The organism is Anabaena sp. PCC 7108 (assembly GCF_000332135.1).
In the GTDB taxonomy this organism is placed as follows: Bacteria; Cyanobacteriota; Cyanobacteriia; order Cyanobacteriales; family Nostocaceae; genus Anabaena.
Genome location: NZ_KB235896.1, coordinates 1,004,831 through 1,023,489, shown reverse-complemented (window position 1 = coordinate 1,023,489; position 18,659 = coordinate 1,004,831). Strand labels below are relative to the sequence as shown.

Sequence of the window (18,659 nt, the reverse complement as noted above, 5' to 3'; positions counted from 1 at the left end):
AACGCTAACAATAGCATTTCTATTTTTCTACAGGAATATCGGACACCTGTAACTTCAGGTTTTGAGCAGGATAATCCGTCAGTGCTAGTGATATATTCCTGACATCATCCAGTAAGGCTGTGGGAATACTCACTGTACCTGTAAATGTCGAACTCTTAGCAGGTAATTCTGCGGGCAACCCTTCTGTGATAGCGCTCAGTGTTCTGCCTTTATCATCAGTAACATCTAGAAAACTGTACAAAAAGCGCACTGAATCAGCACCTTTATTTTGCATTTTCACTTTTAGTAATAAATCACCACCAGAGTAACGAGCCGATTGTACAGATAGACTTACACCTTCACTTTCAGCAGCTACCGGAAATCCAGGTTGAAGTTTTTCCGAAATCACCTCTTGGGGAGTTTCCTTAGGTTCAGGCTTCTTGTTTTTGGTTTCATCGTCATCGTCATCTAGCTTTTTTGTGTTGCTAGTATTGGCATTACCATTAATCCGCGATTTGACATTCTTAAGAATCTCATCCTCCTTTAAAAGACTTATTCCACCCTGTTGGGCGTTATTACTCTTATTGCTGGCAAATTTAGTGGTGGGACGACCATCTGGTGAGGTAACACCCTTGAGTGCAGAACTTCCCATAGTGAAGCCCAAAAATGCACTCACAGAACCTGAACCCAACATTAGGGTTAACAAAATCAACGTCAGAACTACAGTGGAATTTATTTTCATCGCTGACAAGCTATTACAGAAGAAGCCTAGTCTATTTAAAAGTATTGAAGCTTTGAACCTCAATCCTCACAGGAACTTAATCAATATTAGTCTGCTCTATTTCTTATTGACACTCTCCATGCCGAAAGCGATTTGCGCTGCTTGGCATTGATTATCTGTCATATTTTAAATTTAGAATCGGGTAATATTGTTTTCAATTGTTCAAAGTTATAAAATCATGCTATACTTACAAGAGTGCATTTTCTCTAAGATGAGAATCACAAGCCAAGATTGACATTTAAGTTAATCTAAGATAGATCAAAATCTAACACGACGAGCGCCTTTGGCCGATTGGGGAGGCAACGAACTCATAATTCGTCTTCAGGCTGGTTCGATTCCAGCAGGGCGCATTTAACGAAAACCTATATATAATAAGCTTTTTGGATTTGGTGAGTAGTTACTTAACTACTTACTTTCTCTCAGTTTTCTCTCAATACAACCATTGTATCCCCAAACAACTACTTACGGGTAATTGGTTGATTGAGATAAAATTATTGCATCTGGCTATTACATAAGAGTAACTAATTAATTAGTGTTGATTTTATCTATTCATCTTATATTTATTTAGCAGACAACCATATCAGATAACTAATCACGCCATATTGACCTGCTAATGCCTCTGTTTTGAGTTTCAGGTAGAAACAGTGATGCAAAGGTGATATTGGCTGTTTTAGAGGCATATAGGAAGATTAAATTTAGGACTACATTTAATCAAGTCAATACAAAGCTTATTTATGTAACAACAGTAGCATTGAGATAGAAAAAAGCAAATATTTATCAATCTCATCATTAGGAATAGAAACTATATGAAACATAAATAGTTTAAATGTTTTGTAATGCCTTATTTTGCATTAGTTAATGGATATTATGTATTTAGAATGTAATAAATAACAATTAGAAGTAATTTATGCCGATACCATTCATCCTCGGTGCTATAGCTTTGGGAACTGCTGCTTATGGAGTAGTTAAAGGTAAAGAAGGCGTTGACAACATGAAAGACGCAAATGAAATTGGTCAACGCGCTAAGAAACGGCATGAACAAGCTGTCAATCAGTTGCAATCAGACTGGGAAACTACTAATAAGTTGGCAGAAGAATATGGTCAACAACAGTTAAATGTCAAGATTGATACAATTGGGCGTTTTGTAGCTTTTATTGAGCAAATCGGACAACGCGCAAAACAAGATACGGAGTTTTTAGAAGGGTTGGAAGGAATATCTGTTCAGCAGATTCAAGAATACAAAACTGATGTGATGGAAGCTGAACGGTTTTTTAAAGGTGGAATTAAAGCAGTTGTGGCAGGTGCAGCAGCAGGTCAAGCTGCAACAGGTCTTGCAACATCTGTAGGCGTTGCTAGTACGGGTGCAGCTATTTCAGGGTTAAGTGGGGCAGCCGCTTGGAATGCCACTTTAGCTTGGCTGGGTGGTGGTTCACTAGCTGCTGGTGGTGGTGGCATGGCACTTGGTACTGTTGTTTTGGGTGGTATTACAGTCGCACCAGCCTTAGCTGTTGGAGGTTTTGTAATTGCTGGCAAAGGTGAAAAAGCTTTGACAGAGGCAAGAGAATACGAAGCTAAAGTTAATGTCGAAATCGCAAAACTTGAAACTGCTAAAGAATTTCTACAACAAGTAAGACGCAGAATTGATGAATTAAGTGTCGTAGTAGACAGTTTGAATAAATGTGCTGTTGTTAGCCTTAATCAGTTAGAATCTCAACCTTTTGATCGCAAACGTGATGCTGCTAAGTTCCAACAAGTAGCACTTCTAATTAAAGCACTTGCTGAAATTATGAAAACCCCGATTTTAGATAGTGAAGGTAAGCTGAATCCTGCTACTGCTACTGTTCAATCTAAGTATCGTACATTAGGAGCTAGTTAATAATGACTGTTAAAAAAGTTGTTAAAGCAGCATTTAATGAAGTAGTAAATCCTAATGATTGCCTTCAACAATTAGTTGAAGCATACACAGATTACTTGAAAATAGCTGAACAAGAACAAACAAAGCGACGTGAGATTGATGCTTGGGAAAGAACAACAGTACGCAAGATTAACACTTTACGAGAGTTTCTAATAGGATATCTTGATCGCTCTTTTGATGAACGTGAAAAAAACTTTCGCTCATTATTCACTGTGGTGGATGATGCAATCGCATCAGGTAATAACGAACAACTAGCTTTGACTTTAAATTCAATTACGGAAATTGCTAAATCCAGTCCTTTTAAAGAACTATCAAATTTAGCAAATGTTCAAGCTGCTCTTGAAGACCCAGATCACGAATGGACATTCTGATTGTCTAATACCACAATTGTATTAATAAGATTAACCTCTTTATCTCATGATTAAGGAGGTTTTATTTTTAGTTAAGATATGAATAATCATTAATCTATAAATAATACTACAATAATGTTTCTATTATCTGATTACTCCATAATTACCTTTAAACGTGGTAGACGTAAAGGCAGTAAGAACAAACGAATTAAACAACATACATCTAGTACCCACGACAAAGTAAAAAACATATTAAAAGTATCTAGAGGAACTAGAGATTTACTTGGCACTGTATTAGGTACAGCTAAGGAAGTTCGTCATTGGTTAAGATAACAAACTTAGTTAGTGGTATCAAAGCTAAAACAGTTAGTTAAAGTAATTATTATCCACTTATAGGAATAGTCCATTTAAATTATATGTATTAGCATATCTATTAACAATCTAAATAATTTATCTACTTTATATTTAGGGAACAGTTGTTTGCTTGACTCATCATCAACTCGTTCAACAATAAATTCATCAGAGTAAGAAAAATAAGTAATGCGGCGATTTCCTATTTGGTATTGTTTAGCTAATTGATAATCCGGTGGACTAACCATCAAATTATCGAACTTAGTTATAGTTGGTTGTTTAATAACTAATGTTGATGTATGAGTAGTATTAGAACTAGATAAACCAAGTGATTTGATACGATATTAATTATTAAGTCACTTTATTGAATAATTAAATATCATTCTTTTGTTGATATTAATGATGGTTAATATCACCATAATAAAATTACTCTAATTCATCTTCATCTAACTTACAAATTAAATGATTAAGTTGTTCATTATTTAAGTTAATCCATTGTTATCTCAATTAATAATTAAGTAAATAACAGTTATAACAATTAAATAGAATAGCTTGATAGATATAATAGTTATTTAAATAACTATGTCAATAAATAACTACTTCATTTCCTCTAATTGATCACCACTTACAGGAAATTTAAATCTATCTTTACCCATAACTTGATAAGCTGAAGGGGAGACAAACAAGGCTGAAAGCAAGGCAATGTAAAGAATGTGACGATTTATGGTAAAAAAAGATAGGTCAAGTATTGTCAATAAGACCTATCTAATGAAAATGATACCAACATTCTATCAAAACCATCTCAGAAGTCAATTAAGTCTAGCAGAATACCTATTGTTAAAAATCCTGCTTCAGATTTTACAGTCAATTAAACAGGTAAGTCTAGAAAGTTTAGCGAATGCCTTACCAATACCCATAAAATTTGAAAGTAGACGCAGAAAAATACAAAGATTTTTATCATTGCCAAAATTAACAATAAAGAAGATATGGTTACCCATAATTGAAGTCTGGTTAGAGACATACCTTCAAGAGAAAGAAACAATATATCTAGTAATAGACCGGACTAAATGGTCATGTATAAATTTATTAATGATCAGCATGGTGTGGGAGAAACGAGCAATACCGATATATTTTGAATTATTGAAGCAAAAAGGAAATAGCAATCTCAAACAACAAACAGAAGCGTTGACCGAGATTTTAGCGATAGTAAAAAAATATAAAATATGTGTATTAGGAGATAGAGAATTCTGTTCTGTCAAATTAGCGAACTGGTTGAAGCAGCAAGGTTTAAGCTTTTGTTTAAGGTTAAGAAAGAATGAATTTGTCAAAAAAGAATCAGATATTTGGTTAGAGTTGAAAGATTTGGGATTAGCACCGGGATTATCGTTATTTTTGCCGGGAGTTAAAGTTACGAAACTTAGAGGTTTTGGATATTTTAATTTAGCCTGTAAATGGAAAAGGAAACTCCAGGGTATAGCACCAAAAGAAGGATGGTTTATTCTCACAGATTTACCAGAGTTAGGAGCAGCTATTACAGCTTATAAACAACGCTTTGATATTGAGGAAATGTTTAGAGATTTTAAAACAGGAGGTTATAATTTAGAAGATACGAAAGTCACGGGAGAACGGTTGATTTCACTAATTTTATTAATAGCTATTGCCTACACATCAGCCACAATTCAGGGACAACAAATTAAACGCAAGGGAGTACAAGAATATGTCGGAAGAGTTAAAGAAAACAGCCGTAGTACCAGACGACATAGCAGTTTTTATATTGGTCTATATGGTTATACTTGGATCAGTTTTATGGATAATTGTCAACCTTTAGTAGCCCAATTAATGAGACTTAATCCTAATAAGCGCAAGTATTATCAACAAGGTCTAAGAGCTATGAACCTTATACAGTCAGTCTTTTAGTTGATTTTGTCCCCCCTTCAGATATTTATCTGTCATTTGTTGTCGATATATTATAAAATACTCAACACTTTCTAGAAGAATATTATTGATTGCTTTATTGTTTCCACCTTTTTTTGAATTAATCCATTTTTTAAAATTTACGTCATCAACAATTTTCGAGTTTTCAATAGAAAATTTACTTAAAAAATGATCTTGAAATATCTTTAATCTTTGTCCCCTATCTTCAATAAATTCATTTGTTTCTGTAGCAGTTTCATCTGATGATACTCTCCGGCTACATTGTTTCACTTGTCTATAATTACTAGCATGAAAGTGAGCAAAATAAGGTTCTTTAATATCACCCCTTCTTAGATAAACTTCTTGCTCACAAACAGGACAAATTAAACCAAGTTCTAAATATGAATTAAAATTACAGTTCTTTGCATAAACTTCTTCACCACCTAGATATATTGAGATTGCATTATCCATACCCAATTCCTGTAATGGTTTCTTTATTTTATTTATACCACCTATAGCTAGAGTATTTCAGTATTAACTAAGACATCACAGTAATCAACAGAAATTAATAAACCTACTCACCACTATTGTTTTGGGTGTGTACAGTTGACACTACATTGTGTAGGATTGGGTGTATAGTTGTAATCCTTATTGTGACTGGATTATGTAGAGTGTGTAGGGTGATAGATACATCTTTATGTAATTATTTGAACATATTTTGTTTTTATCTCAGAGTATCATCCCTCAATAAATAATATAAAAGGAATAATACTCTGACCCTACACAACCTACACAACCCTTATGGTGACTGGGTTACAACGCTACACCTCACCCTTCACTGTGTAGGTTGCACTCTACACTGACTTCTAGTGGTGAAAGAAGATGATCATCCTTACCAGCCTCACGTAATCTCAACCCGTCAATCAAATTACACTTTTTATTACGTAGTTTCTTAATATCTTTCCACCCCATCGTAGAGGTGCAAAAGTCTAGTAGATTTTGGCTAAAGTAGCGTGAACTAAGAGCGTAATTACCAGACTTACGACACCATTCTGTATAGTTACCAAATAAAGTATTTTTATTTGTCTTATCGCTTCCTACTTGACACTTACTCTTGGCATCTCTAATAACACATTCATCAATCCAACCCGCAATAGGATTACTAGCTATTTGTTGTTCCAAATTATGTTGAGCGAGTTCTGGATTATCGCTTGCGTTTCTCAATACTTGAGTAACTTTATCATCAGAAATATCCAGTAGATATTGAGTTAATGCGTTTAATTCCGGTTGAAACTCTTTTTCTAAATCTCTACGTTTATTTTTATCTACAGTCTTATTGAAAGGAACTAAAATTTGTCTCCTTGTCAACCAAGATAAGTTACAACCATCAAAAACAGGAGCGTTTGATGCCATGATTACCATACCATCAAATCTAAATTGAAACGGTTGTTTATATTTTTCTTCTGCCTGAAGTTCATCTTGTCCTGTAAGTGACTTAAACTTTTGCACCTCTGCCTTATATCTATCTTGATCTGGAAATACTACCAAACGCTTTTTGAAAGCATTAGCAACCCCAAAACCTTTAGTACAAAAGTCTTTTAAAGTAGTGCTACATACGTTGTTATCACCTATTAGCGATTGTGCGAGTTTAACAAATGTACTTTTACCTGTACCACCAGAACCAACTAAATGCAAGAACTGTTGGAGGTCAGAACGACCTTTCAGAATTGCAGCTAGGTAACATAATAGAATTTCTTTAACTGATTCATTATTATCTGTAACCTCATCTAACCATTGATTGATCAATGGAAACTCATCACTAGAGTTATCAAATTGACGGGGTAAACACCAAGTAAACCGATATTCTGGTGAATGATTGAAAGTGTTTCCTGTAGCTATTTCTAATACGCAGTTCTGAAATGGTAGTAGTTCAGTAGGAGATTGTTCTTTCCAACCAACCTCTATCAATTCAAGTTTAACTTTACTAATAATGTTAGTTATATAGCTAGAAGCTCCATAACCAGCGATTTCTTGCTCCTTTAGTTCTTTATTAATTAATCCTTCAATATAGTAATCGGTTACTTTACTCCAAATACCAACCTGATCTAATTCATAAACCATCCAACAATTTGCTTCACAGTTAAATATCCATTTTCCTCTATATTTTTCAGCTATTTCCGCCCCTAAAATATCAGCTTTTGGAATTCCTTGTTTAGTTTTTGAACTAATGCCAATTTCATTATCTCTGTCTTGTAGATGTTGATTAGCATCTAACTTTTGTGGCATCAATAGCGGTATTAGATTGTGTTCCTCCTGTGTTAATTCGGTTGTTTCTAGGTCTTGATTATCGGAAAAAGTGTTATATTATAATTGTTTATCATAGTTAGATTGTTACTCAATTTGGTTTGTTTCGTATATTTGAACAGATTTGGAGATGCCATCACTTAATCAAGTGGTGGTATTTCTTTATCTTGCTTCTCAATACACTTCATCACTAACTGTCTGAGTAAAGCCGAAGTTGTACTTTTATTTTGTCTGGCAACATCTGATAAAAGGTCATAGTCGTTAATGGTTAATCTAGTTGGTACAACACGAGTTAGAGAGTTTTGTTTAATAGTTGTCATTGCTATCTTTATAGTTAAAGTTAACTTGAGAAACACAACCTAGTTATCTGAATAGATAACTCTTCCTTTCTTACGAAAAGGAATAACCGGACTTGTTCTACAAGTATGGTCAGGTACTATGCAGAATATCCTCAGCCCGTTTTTTACCTACCGTCGGCATCCTTGACTATTCGATGCCTCTGTTACCTCAGAGCGTCTTGGATATTCATTTTTCAAGGTTCAGAGATGCTTGTTTTATTCCTCACAATTAATATTGTAAACGTAATCGTCAAGTTGTGTTTACATTTTGTAAGTTTTTTGTATTTGAAAAAATTATACTTGAGTTCTACTCATTAATTTTGTTTTTTAGTCACAAGGGTTAAATTACAATGGTTTTGCAAAATAAGGTGATAGATAAGTAACATTAGTATTGGTTATCTTTGCTGATTACAATAATAATTTAACATCTTATATCACATAACTCATGTTTCTCATACTCGCTATTTGAGTTATCAAGTTTTAGTTAGTTGAGATTGCATAATCTAATTAACGTAATCGCAATATCAACATAACTGTTATCGCTATTATTGTAATTATAGTTATGTGAGTTATCGTTACTTTAGTTATCCCAATAATAACGTTAGTTATTTGAGCATTATTAAAGCACGTTATTTGATTTCGTATTTAGCAGCTTTTATTTTGCAATCTAAAGCCATTTAATTATTAACTGAGTTAGATGTAATCCACTAACTGCATTTAGTTGTAACTAACTTAATGACGTTATTCTAAAGTGAGTTATTGTGTGCATAGTTAAATGGCGCAAAATAAAAGGATAGTAAAGCTGTTATTACTATCCCTTTTTTTCTTACTGTATTTATTTGAAGTGGTGTTACTGGCAGTAAGATAATGCAGTTATAGCTGTGCTACTTGTTGTACCTAACGTACCACCATAACTTTACTAATCTCAACTTCAGCAACGTTGTAGATAGCAGCTAATAACTTGATTGACTTATCATCAATACAACCTAACTGTTGAGCCATTGCAACTGCTGACTGTAATGGAATAGCTTGATTACTTGACTGTGTAAGTAAGTCCAGTGTCGTTTTAGTCGTTTGACGTTTCTTGTAAACAGTATCATTCATAGTGGGACTGTGACCTAAAGACATTGCTCTTTTTTCTAACGGTATTCCTGCCATCATCCCATTGAGATTAGCTAAATGACGTAAAGCGTGAGTCTGAGTAAATCTTGTGTCCTTAGTCCATCTCACTAATGACTTTCTTGCAATATCACTAAGATACTTCCTAATGAAACCTGGATTATCTGAATTAAGTTCAATAGTTGGTAACTTACCTGATTTAATATCTAACTTCTCAATCAAATCAGGATAAGTAGGTGGAATCATCGGACGTGCTAACCTGTAGCCTGTTTTAGTCGTAGTACCTAACAGCGTTTTATCACCTACTACAGCAATCATTTCTTTATTATTCGGGTCATTAAGCGCCGCTATGATCACCCCATCTTTCGTTTTGTATGGCTGATTAATATTTTGAACTGCAAAAACTTCATGTAGTCTCATGCCGTAAATGACCTGCATTGAAAACACAAACAGCCAACACTGCCTAGATTCAAGATTACATCTGTTATCATTCAACGCTTCTGTAATTACACTTTCCCTCAAGTTCAGAAAGTCATCTAATGAGATGCTTTGGAGATTTTCCTTAAACTTGGTTTGAGTGGCATCAATTTTAGTTAATTCATCTCGTAACTTGACATTATCAACAATTTCAGCAAGCTTTTTCATAGCACAAATACAAAGCTTGAATACCTTAGTACCACGTTCTTTACTATCAATTACGGCTTTAATGTCCTTATAGTTGACTGTGTTATTTAGTGGTAGCAGCTTGTAAAACATCCCATAAGTGTCATACCAGCATGATTGATGACTAGGATTTTTTCTATCTCGCTCTTGACGCTTCTTTGTGTAGCTGTTCCAATAGTTTTCTTCTACCAGCTTAATTGCTTCACTAAATGTAATCAGATCATTCCTGACAACATTCTTCTCAAGTATTACCGTATCGTACCAATCGCAAAATTCTGTCTCACTGCTAAACTTAGTTAACGCTTCACTTACCTTGTTAGCTTTTTCTAACGCCTTGACTATACCTATTTCAGTAAAGTCACAATTACACGCTTTACCTACTCGCTTATCACCCAACTTAAACTGAAGTAATATATATGTACCAGATGCCTTTACTTCCCGTTTCAGTCCCACACCTTTGGGTGTTTGTTTCTGAATATCTTTGAATAATGCTAATAAGCGTTCATAGCCGATTAAGTGGCTGGTTAGATTGCTTGCTGTAACTTGCTTTTCAGTTTCTCTCATTTCTCTCTCAATTCTGCTTATCAGTAAGAACGGAATTGAAAGAAAACTGGTAATCCAAACCCGCTAAAATCGGGAATCAGCTAGATAGGCTGGTTCGATTCCAGCAGGGCGCATTTAATATTTACAGAAAGTCCTGAGTCCTGAGAGTAACTAAATAACTACTCAGTACTCAAGAAACAAACAGCCTCTTAGCGAGAAGTAAAACTTTCAAAACGGAATTCAGTCCCGACTTTGAGCTTATTAGCATTGTAGCGGGGAGACATCAACAGGGAAGAATCGTAAGGATTGGGTAAATCTGGGGTGCGAAGATATGGATCATTCATAGCCTGTTGAGTGAGAAGATCACGATAGACAGTATTCACTAACTCGGCATCTTTGGCAATTTCATTGTCAGGGAAAGTAGTTCCGAACTTCTTCCCCGGACCAATTAAAGAATCCACTTGACGCTGTAAACTGCCATTGTCGTAAAAGTTAGGATCATTACGATAAAAAGCTCTCTCGAATGTATCATTAATTGGTGAATAATTGTCTGTTTGCATTTCAGCAGATGCAGCTAAAGGAAAAGCGCTACTAGTAGCTAACAGTAACAACAATCCACTCAGGGTTTGAAATTTTATACTCATGTTCACTACTCCTCAATTTTTGAGCGAATCTTAATTTATGCTTAATTTCAGAACTCACATGAGTTCAATCTTTGGTGTAGCACAACTTTTAACAGCTTGTAATGACTTATTCTACTGAAACCTCTACCTATTCAGATATTTGGGCAGCTATTACAGATTTAACTACTCTGCGTCAGAAGTTACTAGATTTATTTTGCCAACTTGCTTATCAAGAAGGTGATTTTGTTCTTTCTTCTGGACAACGTAGTTCTTACTATATTAATGGCAAACAGGTAACACTTCATCCCCAAGGTGCTGTGGCTGTGGGCAGGTTATTGTTATCCATGCTACCTGAAAATACACAAGCTGTAGCAGGTTTAACGCTGGGGGCTGATCCTATTGTCTCAGCGGTGAGTGTGATTTCTGTCTATGAAAATCGCCCTTTACCAGCTTTGATTATTCGCAAAGAAGCTAAAGGTCATGGGACAATGGCTTATATTGAAGGTCCGACTTTGCCAGAGGGTGCAAATGTGGTGGTTTTGGAAGATGTGGTGACGACTGGACAGTCTGCACTCAAGGCGGTGGAGCGTTTGCAAGCAGCGGGTTATACAGTGGATACTGTAATTTCCCTGATAGATAGGCTGCAAGGGGGAGCAGAGTTATATCAGTCTGCTGGATTGAAATTTGTAGCCTTATTTACAATTACGGATCTTCAGGAACGGTATCGAGAAATAAATTGAGTTTTTCTTAAGGGAGAGAGACACGGAGGAAATTACTGAGTATTCCTTCGTCTTTCTCAGCGTACAAATTTCCCGTTTCGGGTGCGACACGATGACGCACGAAGGGCTGGAAGCCCCTATATATAAAGCTTCCAAAAGATGAGTGAGGAACCGATTCCTCCAGTCTGGTGTCCAAGACTGTTCCTAACATTCCCATGCGTCACTGGTAACGGTGATGTGTGAAGCGGAAAGTAAAGCCCAAGGAAGCATTTAGCCTAGAAATGTAACCGGGCAAAGGAAAGATTGGATGGGTGAATGTAAATGAATCCTTGTTTAGGCATCGTTAGAAATGGTCATCGAAAAGGCTGAAACGATGATACGAGTAAAGGCACTGAATACCCCAAAATTATTCAGTCAAGGTTCAGCCCCCCAATTTGGTTGAACTGGGACACCAAATACTCCGGTGTAGAGAGGACACCCTACCCAATTAAATCTCATCCGTGCGTAACGTAGTAACCCCAATGAAGTCTGGGATTTGCCCAGTAAGCAACCCGTGAGGGGAGCCTAATTCTTCAGTGGGTCAAGGATGCTTCCAAAAGCGAAAGCCACCAGCCGAAAGGAAAGGGGAATCCATAACCCGGTGGATAGGGCAGATGCCTAACCTGAAAGGGTGCTGACGGGGAGCAGGTGAGTCAACCAATATCCGTTGTAATGATTTCAAACCGAGGTGTAAGTTAGATGCAGGTAACTGTAAACAGAACCAAGGGACAAACAGATTGGAATTGCGTTAATTGGCGCAAGGCTAATCGGATTGTTCGGAATTTGAGACAACGAATCTTTAGGGCAAAAACTGAGGGCAACCTGAAAAAGGTACGCTCTCTCCAGAAACTGATGCTACGTAGCCATTCTAATCGCCTAGTTAGCGTTAGAAAAGTGACGCAGTATAACAGAGGTCGAAACACACCAGGAATAGATAAAGTAGTAGTTAAAACTGCTACAGCCAGGGGTCAGTTAGTAGATAAATTAACTGTTTATTCTCCCTGGAAATCATCACCAGCACGACGAATTTACATCCCAAAAGCTAATGGGAAGAAACGACCTTTAGGAATCCCAGTCATACAAGACCGTGCCATCCAGGCAATGGTTAAAAATGCCTTAGAACCCGAATGGGAAGCAATTTTTGAAAGGTCAAGTTACGGTTTCCGACCAGGACGCAGCCCCCATGATGCTATTGCCAGTATCTATAACCTCGCCCGTCCCAATAAACGGAAGAAATGGGTGGTAGATGCAGATATCTCGCAATGTTTTGACAACATTTCGCATATTTTTCTGTTAGAGCGATTAACAGGCTTTCCAGCCCGTGAATTAATTAAACAATGGCTACTAGCAGGATATATGGAAGCGGGTTCATGGCATCCTACAGATGCAGGTACACCGCAAGGGTCTGTTGTCAGTACGTTGTTAGCGAATATAGCTTTACATGGCATGGAATCTGCTCTTGGAGTTAAATATAACAAGGATGGAGAACTCCGTGCAGCAAGAGCTTTGGTGAGATACGCCGATGATTTTGTGGTGTTCTGTGAAACACTTGAAGATGCAGAAAATGTTATTCAAATCCTCAATAATTGGATGCAAGTCAGGGGGCTTACCCTCTCCCAGGAGAAAACCAAAATATCGCATCTTGCAGTAGGTTTTGACTTCTTGGGTTTCAATATCAGGCACTATCAAGACCAAACTACTAAAACTGGATGGAAGCTGTTAATTAAACCTAGCAAAAAGTCTGTGCTAAATATTCGGAGTAAACTGCGTTCCGAATGGCGTAACTGTAAAGGTAAACCAGTAGATGCAGTGGTTAAAAAGCTTAATCCGATTATTCGGGGACAAGCCAATTACTTCCGAAATGGGGTATCCTCAAAAATTTTCAATTCTCTTGACCACTGGTTATATGAGAAGCAGAAAATGTATGCCAAACGCACCCATCGAAATAAATCCGATAGCTGGCGTAAGGCTAAATATTGGGGGAATCTAAATTTTGATAGACCATTTGACCGATGGGTATTCGGTAATAAACAAACCGGAGCCTATATGTTGAAATTTACTTGGTTCAAGATTGAAAGGCACATTCTTGTTAAGGGTAAATCATCACCCGATGACCCCAATTTAAGGGACTACTGGATTAAACGACAGGAAGCTAAAGCTAAATCCGAATTAATCAAAAGTAGACAGAAGATAGCCCAAAGGCAACAATATGTCTGTCCTGTATGCGGGGAATCTCTATTAAATGATGAGGAGTTACATCTTCATCATAAAAAGCCCAAATCGCAGGGTGGTGGTGACAATTACGGCAACCTACAACTCGTACATCTGTACTGCCATCAGCAAATACATTCTGGAACAACAAGTAGTTTGAGACTTGCTTGAGCCGGATGCGTCGTAAGACGCAAGTCCGGTTCTGAGGGGGCGGGATTATAGCGATATAGTCCTGCTACCCGACCAAAGTCTAGCCTAGCTAAGGCTTCTGATAGCGGCTTGGTTGACTTTCTCCACCGTGTGGTTTTTTGATAATGCTTGTAATTCTTCCCAGGAATAGTGAGGGGGTAGTTCAATGGGTTTGTCATTCGCTCCTAATCCTAAGCCGATTTCGGGCTGAAGTTCCTCAGTAAATTCCTCAGCCAACTCTGCTAATTTATTACCTGCAACTCCACCGACAATTGCCCCTGCAACCCCACCAATTGCAGCACCTGTTTTCCCACTAAGAGAGCGACCTAGTGCGACTCCGGCCATACCACCACCTACAGCACCTAGACCTGTAGCAAATATTAAAAAAAGTAATCCTATCTGAGGAGAAAGTCCTCCAGTACCTAGACTTGTCGCCCCCTCAAGAGAATTTGTCCTTTCTAAATTGTCCGGTTGCGGTGGTGTAATTTGTCGTTCATCGTTTGTCATCATCTTTGCCTTTTTTGTGCTTACAAAAATTAGTCATTATGCGGTAATGTCTGCTATGGGTTAACGAAGCACTGCTGCCAGAAAATCGCCAACCCGCAAGGCATTGGCCATAATTGTTAATGTCGGGTTAGCACCTGAATTGGAAGGAAAAAAACTACTATCTACCACGTAAAGATTATGAATATCATGGGTACGGCAATTGAGATCAAGGACTGAGGTTTTGGGGTCTGTGCCAAAGCGACAACTGCCACATTGATGAGCAACTGCTTGTTCTGGTAAGTGAGTGCGGGGGTAAATACTAAATGGTAGGACGTGTTTAGCAGCACGGGGGATGGTTTTGAGTACAGATGTCCAACGATGGATTAAGCGATCGCCAGCCACAGTATTATTTACTGTATAGTCAACATGAATTTTGTCACCCACAACTCGAATCCGATTATTTGGATCTGGTAAATCTTCTGTCTGCAACCACCAGCCCACAGACCTCTCCGCCAGCAAATGGCGCTCATGGTGAGGAATTAATTTAACCAATGGAGCCATTAATGGCGGTGCTTCTGCGGGAATCATATCGGCAAGGACATTGCCCGTATTCTGTACCATACCCATCGGATAAAGAAAATCTGGCTCTCCCCAATAAAAATCATTAACAGCGATGGTTTTTTGAAAGTTGGCGTGATTCACTTCTAAATGGATGGAAACTATCGCTGTTTCCAGTTGTTTCATGAAATTTCGCCCCACTTGATCAGAACTGTTAGCTAATCCCTGGGGATGTTGATCATTAGCAGAGCGTAACAGCAAGGCAGCAGAGTTAACAGAACCACAAGCAACAACGACAATATCACCGGCAAAATAATGTTTTTCGCCGGCGATTTCAGTTTCTACACTTGTGATTTCTCGCCCTGATTCATTAGTATGCAGTCGTAAGACTTTAGCATTAGTTTTAAGAGTGAAATTACTATACTTTTCCCAGGTAGGACGAATAGCGTTTACCTCAGCATCAGCTTTTGCTCCTAACAGACAAGGGTATCCATCAAAAGTATCGCAACGAATACAACGACTATTTATGAGATCGCTTTCATTCAGCTTTAATCCTAGTGGTAAATGAAAGGGATAGTAACCCAGTTTGCGGATACCATCAGCAATTGCTTGCATATCCGGTTCATGACTTACTGCTGGATAAGGATATGACTCGCTACGAGGTGGTTCTGTGGGATCTTCACCTTCTTTACCATGCACCTCATATAACTTTTCTGCCTGTGTGTAGTACGGCTCAAAATCTTGATATTTTAAAGGCCATTCTGGAGAAATTCCGCCTTTATGAACTACCTTTGTAAAATCTCTTTCTCGCAATCTAATTAGAGCCGCACCGTAAAGTTTAGTATTACCGCCAACCCAATAACCTGTCTGGGGTTGAAAGGCTTTGCCTTCCTGGTTATACCATTCTTCATGAGTATGGTAATGATGTTTTTGATAAACTTCCTCTGGATTCCAGTTAGCTTTCTCTCTCGGTAAAAAGTCGCCTCTTTCTAGCACTAGAATTTTTTTACCTGTGGGTGCAAGGCGGTGAACTAATGTCCCTCCACCTGCTCCTGTACCGATAATAATGATGTCATAATGTTCTTTGATACTCGCCATAATTTGTAATTTATACTAATTATGAGTAAATAAAGTTATTTAAAGCTAATTTGATAGTATATATAACGGTTCTCGGTTGAGTGAGATACAAGAACCTCACCCCCAACCCGCAAGCGAGGAGGGGGCTTATGATTTATCTCATTCAAGTACATAGCACTATAGTAGTTTTCATTCAATTCAGTACAAGAAGAAAGAATTAACCGCAGATGGAAAAGGATGAATACAGATCAACGCAGATGAATTTGTAATCATCAGACTAGAAAACGCTAGATATTTTTTAAAAGCTCAACTTAAAAAGCTCAACAAATAATGTCAAGATAAGTAGGTGAACATAATAAAACCAAACTGTGTAAAGAAACGTAAAATCGCTGAAACCTTCTTTACTCTTGCCTCTTGCCTCTTGCCTTGCTATAACGACAATTTTCAACGCCAACCTACTTAGTTTATTATGTTTAGATTAAAACTTTTATAATAAAATGACTTCTACCTAATGGATTAGTTACTATTTCTGCCTGAAGAGAGGTTACTGTTTAATAGCATTTCTGTATCTTTTATCTAAAGTTGAAATTAGATTTAGTTAAAAAATTTAATTTAAAAATAGCTTTCTCAAAAAAATAGATTTTCAAAATATTTTCTAGTCCAGAAATTATAGTCTAGAAAAATCAAATTTATTTGGCATTTCTATCAAAGCATAAATCCCAATTGGTGACAAATGTCTATTGGGTTATTCCAAAAATTGCTTTCAGAGGTAACAGGGAACGGGTAAAAGGGAACAGAAAAAACTCATGTTTAAAAACATGAGATTGAAATAATGACACTGTTTTTTTCGTGTCACTCTCCTGGTAAAAACATCTTTTTCTTGACTGAAGCTCTAAACTCTTAAACTTTAGTTTCTTGTCTGTTCCCTGTTCCCTGTTCCCTGTTCCCTTTTTTTGTAACCAAGTTAAATAACAGAAGATAATTATGGCTGAAACTATGGAAATTTATGATGATCGCTTGCGGGCTATTGTCCCGATGGATGCTTCACTGCAAAAGCTGGCTAATGGTGCAGTCCATAGCGAGGGTCCAGTTTACTTCCACGAAGACGATAGCGTTATCTGGAGTGATGCTCACGGTAATCGTCTGTTGCGCTGGAGTCCGACTGAGAACGTGAGTGTGATCCGAGAACCATCTGATTACCAAAGCGGTAATTACAGAGATTTAGAGGGTCGTTTAGTTGCCTGTTCGTCGGGTTTGCGTGCTATTATCCGCCGTGAACATAATGGGGAATGGCAGGTTTTAGTTGATCGCTATCAGGGTAAACGCCTCAATAGTCCCAATGATTTGGTAGTTAAAAGCGATCGCACAATTTGGTTTACTGACCCTCCCTATGGCATTACTGAACCAAACCAAGGTTATGGAGGTGAGCAAGAACAGCCGGGAAGTTACGTATATCGCTTTGATCCAGCAACTGGTGAAATTGATCCTGTCGTCACTGATATGGTACGTCCTAATGGGCTGGCTTTTAGTCCAGATGAAAGGCTTTTGTATGTTTCAGATACAGCCGCCTTTAATATTCCTGGAGGACCTCATCATATTCGAGTTTACGAGGTTGTAGATAATCGCCATGTAAAAAATGGCCGTGTGTTCGCAACTATTGAACCAGGACAACCAGATGGATTTCGGGTTGATGAATATGGCAATGTTTTTACTAGTTCTCAAGATAGTGTGCAGATATACGCCGCTGACGGGACTCTATTAGGAAAAATTTTCGTACCAGAAATATGCGCGAATCTAACTTTTGGCGGGAAAGAACATGAACGCTTATTTATTACCGCTGGTCATTCTCTATATGCTATTGACCTGAATACCCGTGGTGTCCAGTTATGATTTATCAATTTGTTCTGGGTTTAGCGATTACGCTGTGGATACTACCCCAGGGAATCGCTTTTCTATTAGCTGCGGTTAATCATCCATTTCTCGGACCATATCTGTTGAGTTCTCTTGTCCATGCTTATCCTAGCGGAGTTTCAGGATTAGCACTTTTACTGCTGAGAGTTAGTGTTGGTGGTTTGTTTATGATCCACGGTTATCCTAAAGTATTACATCTGCGTCAGTGGGCTAATTCTATCAAAACACCTGTGTTTCTTTGCTTTTTGTCAGCATGGACGATGTTAGGTGGGGGATTATTCCTGATTTTGGGATTTCTCACACTTTTGGCAACTTTGCCGATTTTGGCTTCGATGTTGTTTGCGATCGTATTACATTTAATTGAAAGCAAACCTTTTATAGCTAAAGATCCCTATTTAATTTCCGAAGATCAGTATCAAGGACCATTAGGAAAAGGTGAACCGCCAAGTTGGGAAAAGGCGTTTATGTATTGTGTCATGTTGATAGCGCTCGCCGTATTTGGTCCTGGTGCATATTCCCTAGATGCTCTCATTTTTGGACAGTGAAAATTAAATTTCTAGTATGAGACTAATCTATAAAACGTCTTGCT

At 37.5% G+C, this 18,659-nt stretch carries 16 protein-coding genes and 1 tRNA gene; 8 read left to right on the top strand and 9 right to left on the bottom strand.

The genetic code is table 11. The features are described from left to right. Window positions 1-19 precede the first annotated feature (19 nt). Window positions 20-721, bottom strand: a complete 702-nt coding sequence (locus ANA7108_RS0105290; protein WP_026103996.1) for a hypothetical protein — start codon at window positions 719-721, stop codon at window positions 20-22. Window positions 722-1,037: 316 nt separating this feature from the next. Here ANA7108_RS0105290 and ANA7108_RS0105285 point away from each other — a divergent pair. From ANA7108_RS0105285 to ANA7108_RS30815, 3 genes are all read left to right on the top strand, one after another. Further along, window positions 1,038-1,110 (top strand) — tRNA-Ile (locus ANA7108_RS0105285). Between the two features lie 557 nt (window positions 1,111-1,667). Then, entirely contained in the window at window positions 1,668-2,636 is a 969-nt protein-coding gene (locus ANA7108_RS0105280; protein WP_016949725.1) for a hypothetical protein, read from the top strand. A gap of 2 nt (window positions 2,637-2,638) precedes the next feature. Then, entirely contained in the window at window positions 2,639-3,046 is a 408-nt protein-coding gene (locus ANA7108_RS30815) for a hypothetical protein (protein ID WP_016949724.1), read from the top strand. A gap of 386 nt (window positions 3,047-3,432) precedes the next feature. On the opposite strand, the gene ANA7108_RS0105270 is transcribed toward ANA7108_RS30815, so the two are convergent. Next, window positions 3,433-3,624 (bottom strand): hypothetical protein, encoded by a 192-nt coding sequence (locus tag ANA7108_RS0105270; RefSeq protein ID WP_016949723.1) that lies wholly within the window; start codon window positions 3,622-3,624, stop codon window positions 3,433-3,435. Window positions 3,625-4,150: 526 nt separating this feature from the next. On the opposite strand from ANA7108_RS0105270, the gene ANA7108_RS0105265 reads away from it, so the two are divergent. After that, window positions 4,151-5,293, top strand: coding sequence for an IS4 family transposase (locus ANA7108_RS0105265; protein ID WP_026103995.1), 1,143 nt, complete (start codon window positions 4,151-4,153; stop codon window positions 5,291-5,293). Here the strand turns inward: ANA7108_RS0105265 and ANA7108_RS0105260 are convergent. The 5 genes from ANA7108_RS0105260 to ANA7108_RS0105240 form a co-directional block, all read right to left on the bottom strand. Then, window positions 5,282-5,761, bottom strand: coding sequence for a competence protein CoiA family protein (locus ANA7108_RS0105260; RefSeq protein WP_016949721.1), 480 nt, complete (start codon window positions 5,759-5,761; stop codon window positions 5,282-5,284). The genes ANA7108_RS0105265 and ANA7108_RS0105260 overlap by 12 nt on opposite strands. A 357-nt stretch (window positions 5,762-6,118) precedes the next feature. Then, window positions 6,119-7,576: a phage/plasmid primase, P4 family gene (locus ANA7108_RS0105255; RefSeq protein WP_016949720.1), complete on the bottom strand. Its 1,458-nt coding sequence runs from the start codon at window positions 7,574-7,576 to the stop codon at window positions 6,119-6,121. 158 nt (window positions 7,577-7,734) lie between these two features. Beyond that, window positions 7,735-7,914, bottom strand: a complete 180-nt coding sequence (locus ANA7108_RS0105250; protein ID WP_016949719.1) for a hypothetical protein — start codon at window positions 7,912-7,914, stop codon at window positions 7,735-7,737. Window positions 7,915-8,829: 915 nt separating this feature from the next. Next, on the bottom strand, window positions 8,830-10,278 hold the full coding sequence (locus ANA7108_RS0105245) for a hypothetical protein (RefSeq protein ID WP_016949718.1): 1,449 nt from the start codon (window positions 10,276-10,278) through the stop codon (window positions 8,830-8,832). A gap of 188 nt (window positions 10,279-10,466) precedes the next feature. Beyond that, complete coding sequence (locus tag ANA7108_RS0105240; RefSeq protein ID WP_016949717.1) at window positions 10,467-10,901, bottom strand: hypothetical protein; 435 nt, start codon at window positions 10,899-10,901, stop codon at window positions 10,467-10,469. Between the two features lie 101 nt (window positions 10,902-11,002). Here ANA7108_RS0105240 and pyrE point away from each other — a divergent pair, with 101 nt between their 5' ends. Next, entirely contained in the window at window positions 11,003-11,620 is a 618-nt protein-coding gene (pyrE, locus tag ANA7108_RS0105235) for an orotate phosphoribosyltransferase (protein WP_016949716.1), read from the top strand. Window positions 11,621-12,337: 717 nt separating this feature from the next. Continuing rightward, the gene (ltrA, locus tag ANA7108_RS0105230) at window positions 12,338-14,020 is read left to right on the top strand and encodes a group II intron reverse transcriptase/maturase (protein WP_016949715.1); all 1,683 of its coding nucleotides are present in this window, start codon (window positions 12,338-12,340) and stop codon (window positions 14,018-14,020) included. A gap of 84 nt (window positions 14,021-14,104) precedes the next feature. On the opposite strand, the gene ANA7108_RS26835 is transcribed toward ltrA, so the two are convergent. Both ANA7108_RS26835 and ANA7108_RS0105220 read right to left on the bottom strand, forming a co-directional pair. After that, window positions 14,105-14,548: a hypothetical protein gene (locus ANA7108_RS26835; RefSeq protein WP_237741484.1), complete on the bottom strand. Its 444-nt coding sequence runs from the start codon at window positions 14,546-14,548 to the stop codon at window positions 14,105-14,107. Window positions 14,549-14,605: 57 nt separating this feature from the next. Further along, on the bottom strand, window positions 14,606-16,180 hold the full coding sequence (locus ANA7108_RS0105220; RefSeq protein WP_016949713.1) for a GMC oxidoreductase: 1,575 nt from the start codon (window positions 16,178-16,180) through the stop codon (window positions 14,606-14,608). A gap of 963 nt (window positions 16,181-17,143) precedes the next feature. On the opposite strand from ANA7108_RS0105220, the gene ANA7108_RS0105215 reads away from it, so the two are divergent. Continuing rightward, entirely contained in the window at window positions 17,144-18,049 is a 906-nt protein-coding gene (locus ANA7108_RS0105215; RefSeq protein ID WP_016949712.1) for an SMP-30/gluconolactonase/LRE family protein, read from the top strand. Beyond that, the gene (locus ANA7108_RS0105210) at window positions 18,046-18,615 is read left to right on the top strand and encodes a DoxX family protein (RefSeq protein WP_016949711.1); all 570 of its coding nucleotides are present in this window, start codon (window positions 18,046-18,048) and stop codon (window positions 18,613-18,615) included. The genes ANA7108_RS0105215 and ANA7108_RS0105210 overlap by 4 nt, the downstream gene beginning before the upstream one ends. Window positions 18,616-18,659 lie beyond the last annotated feature (44 nt).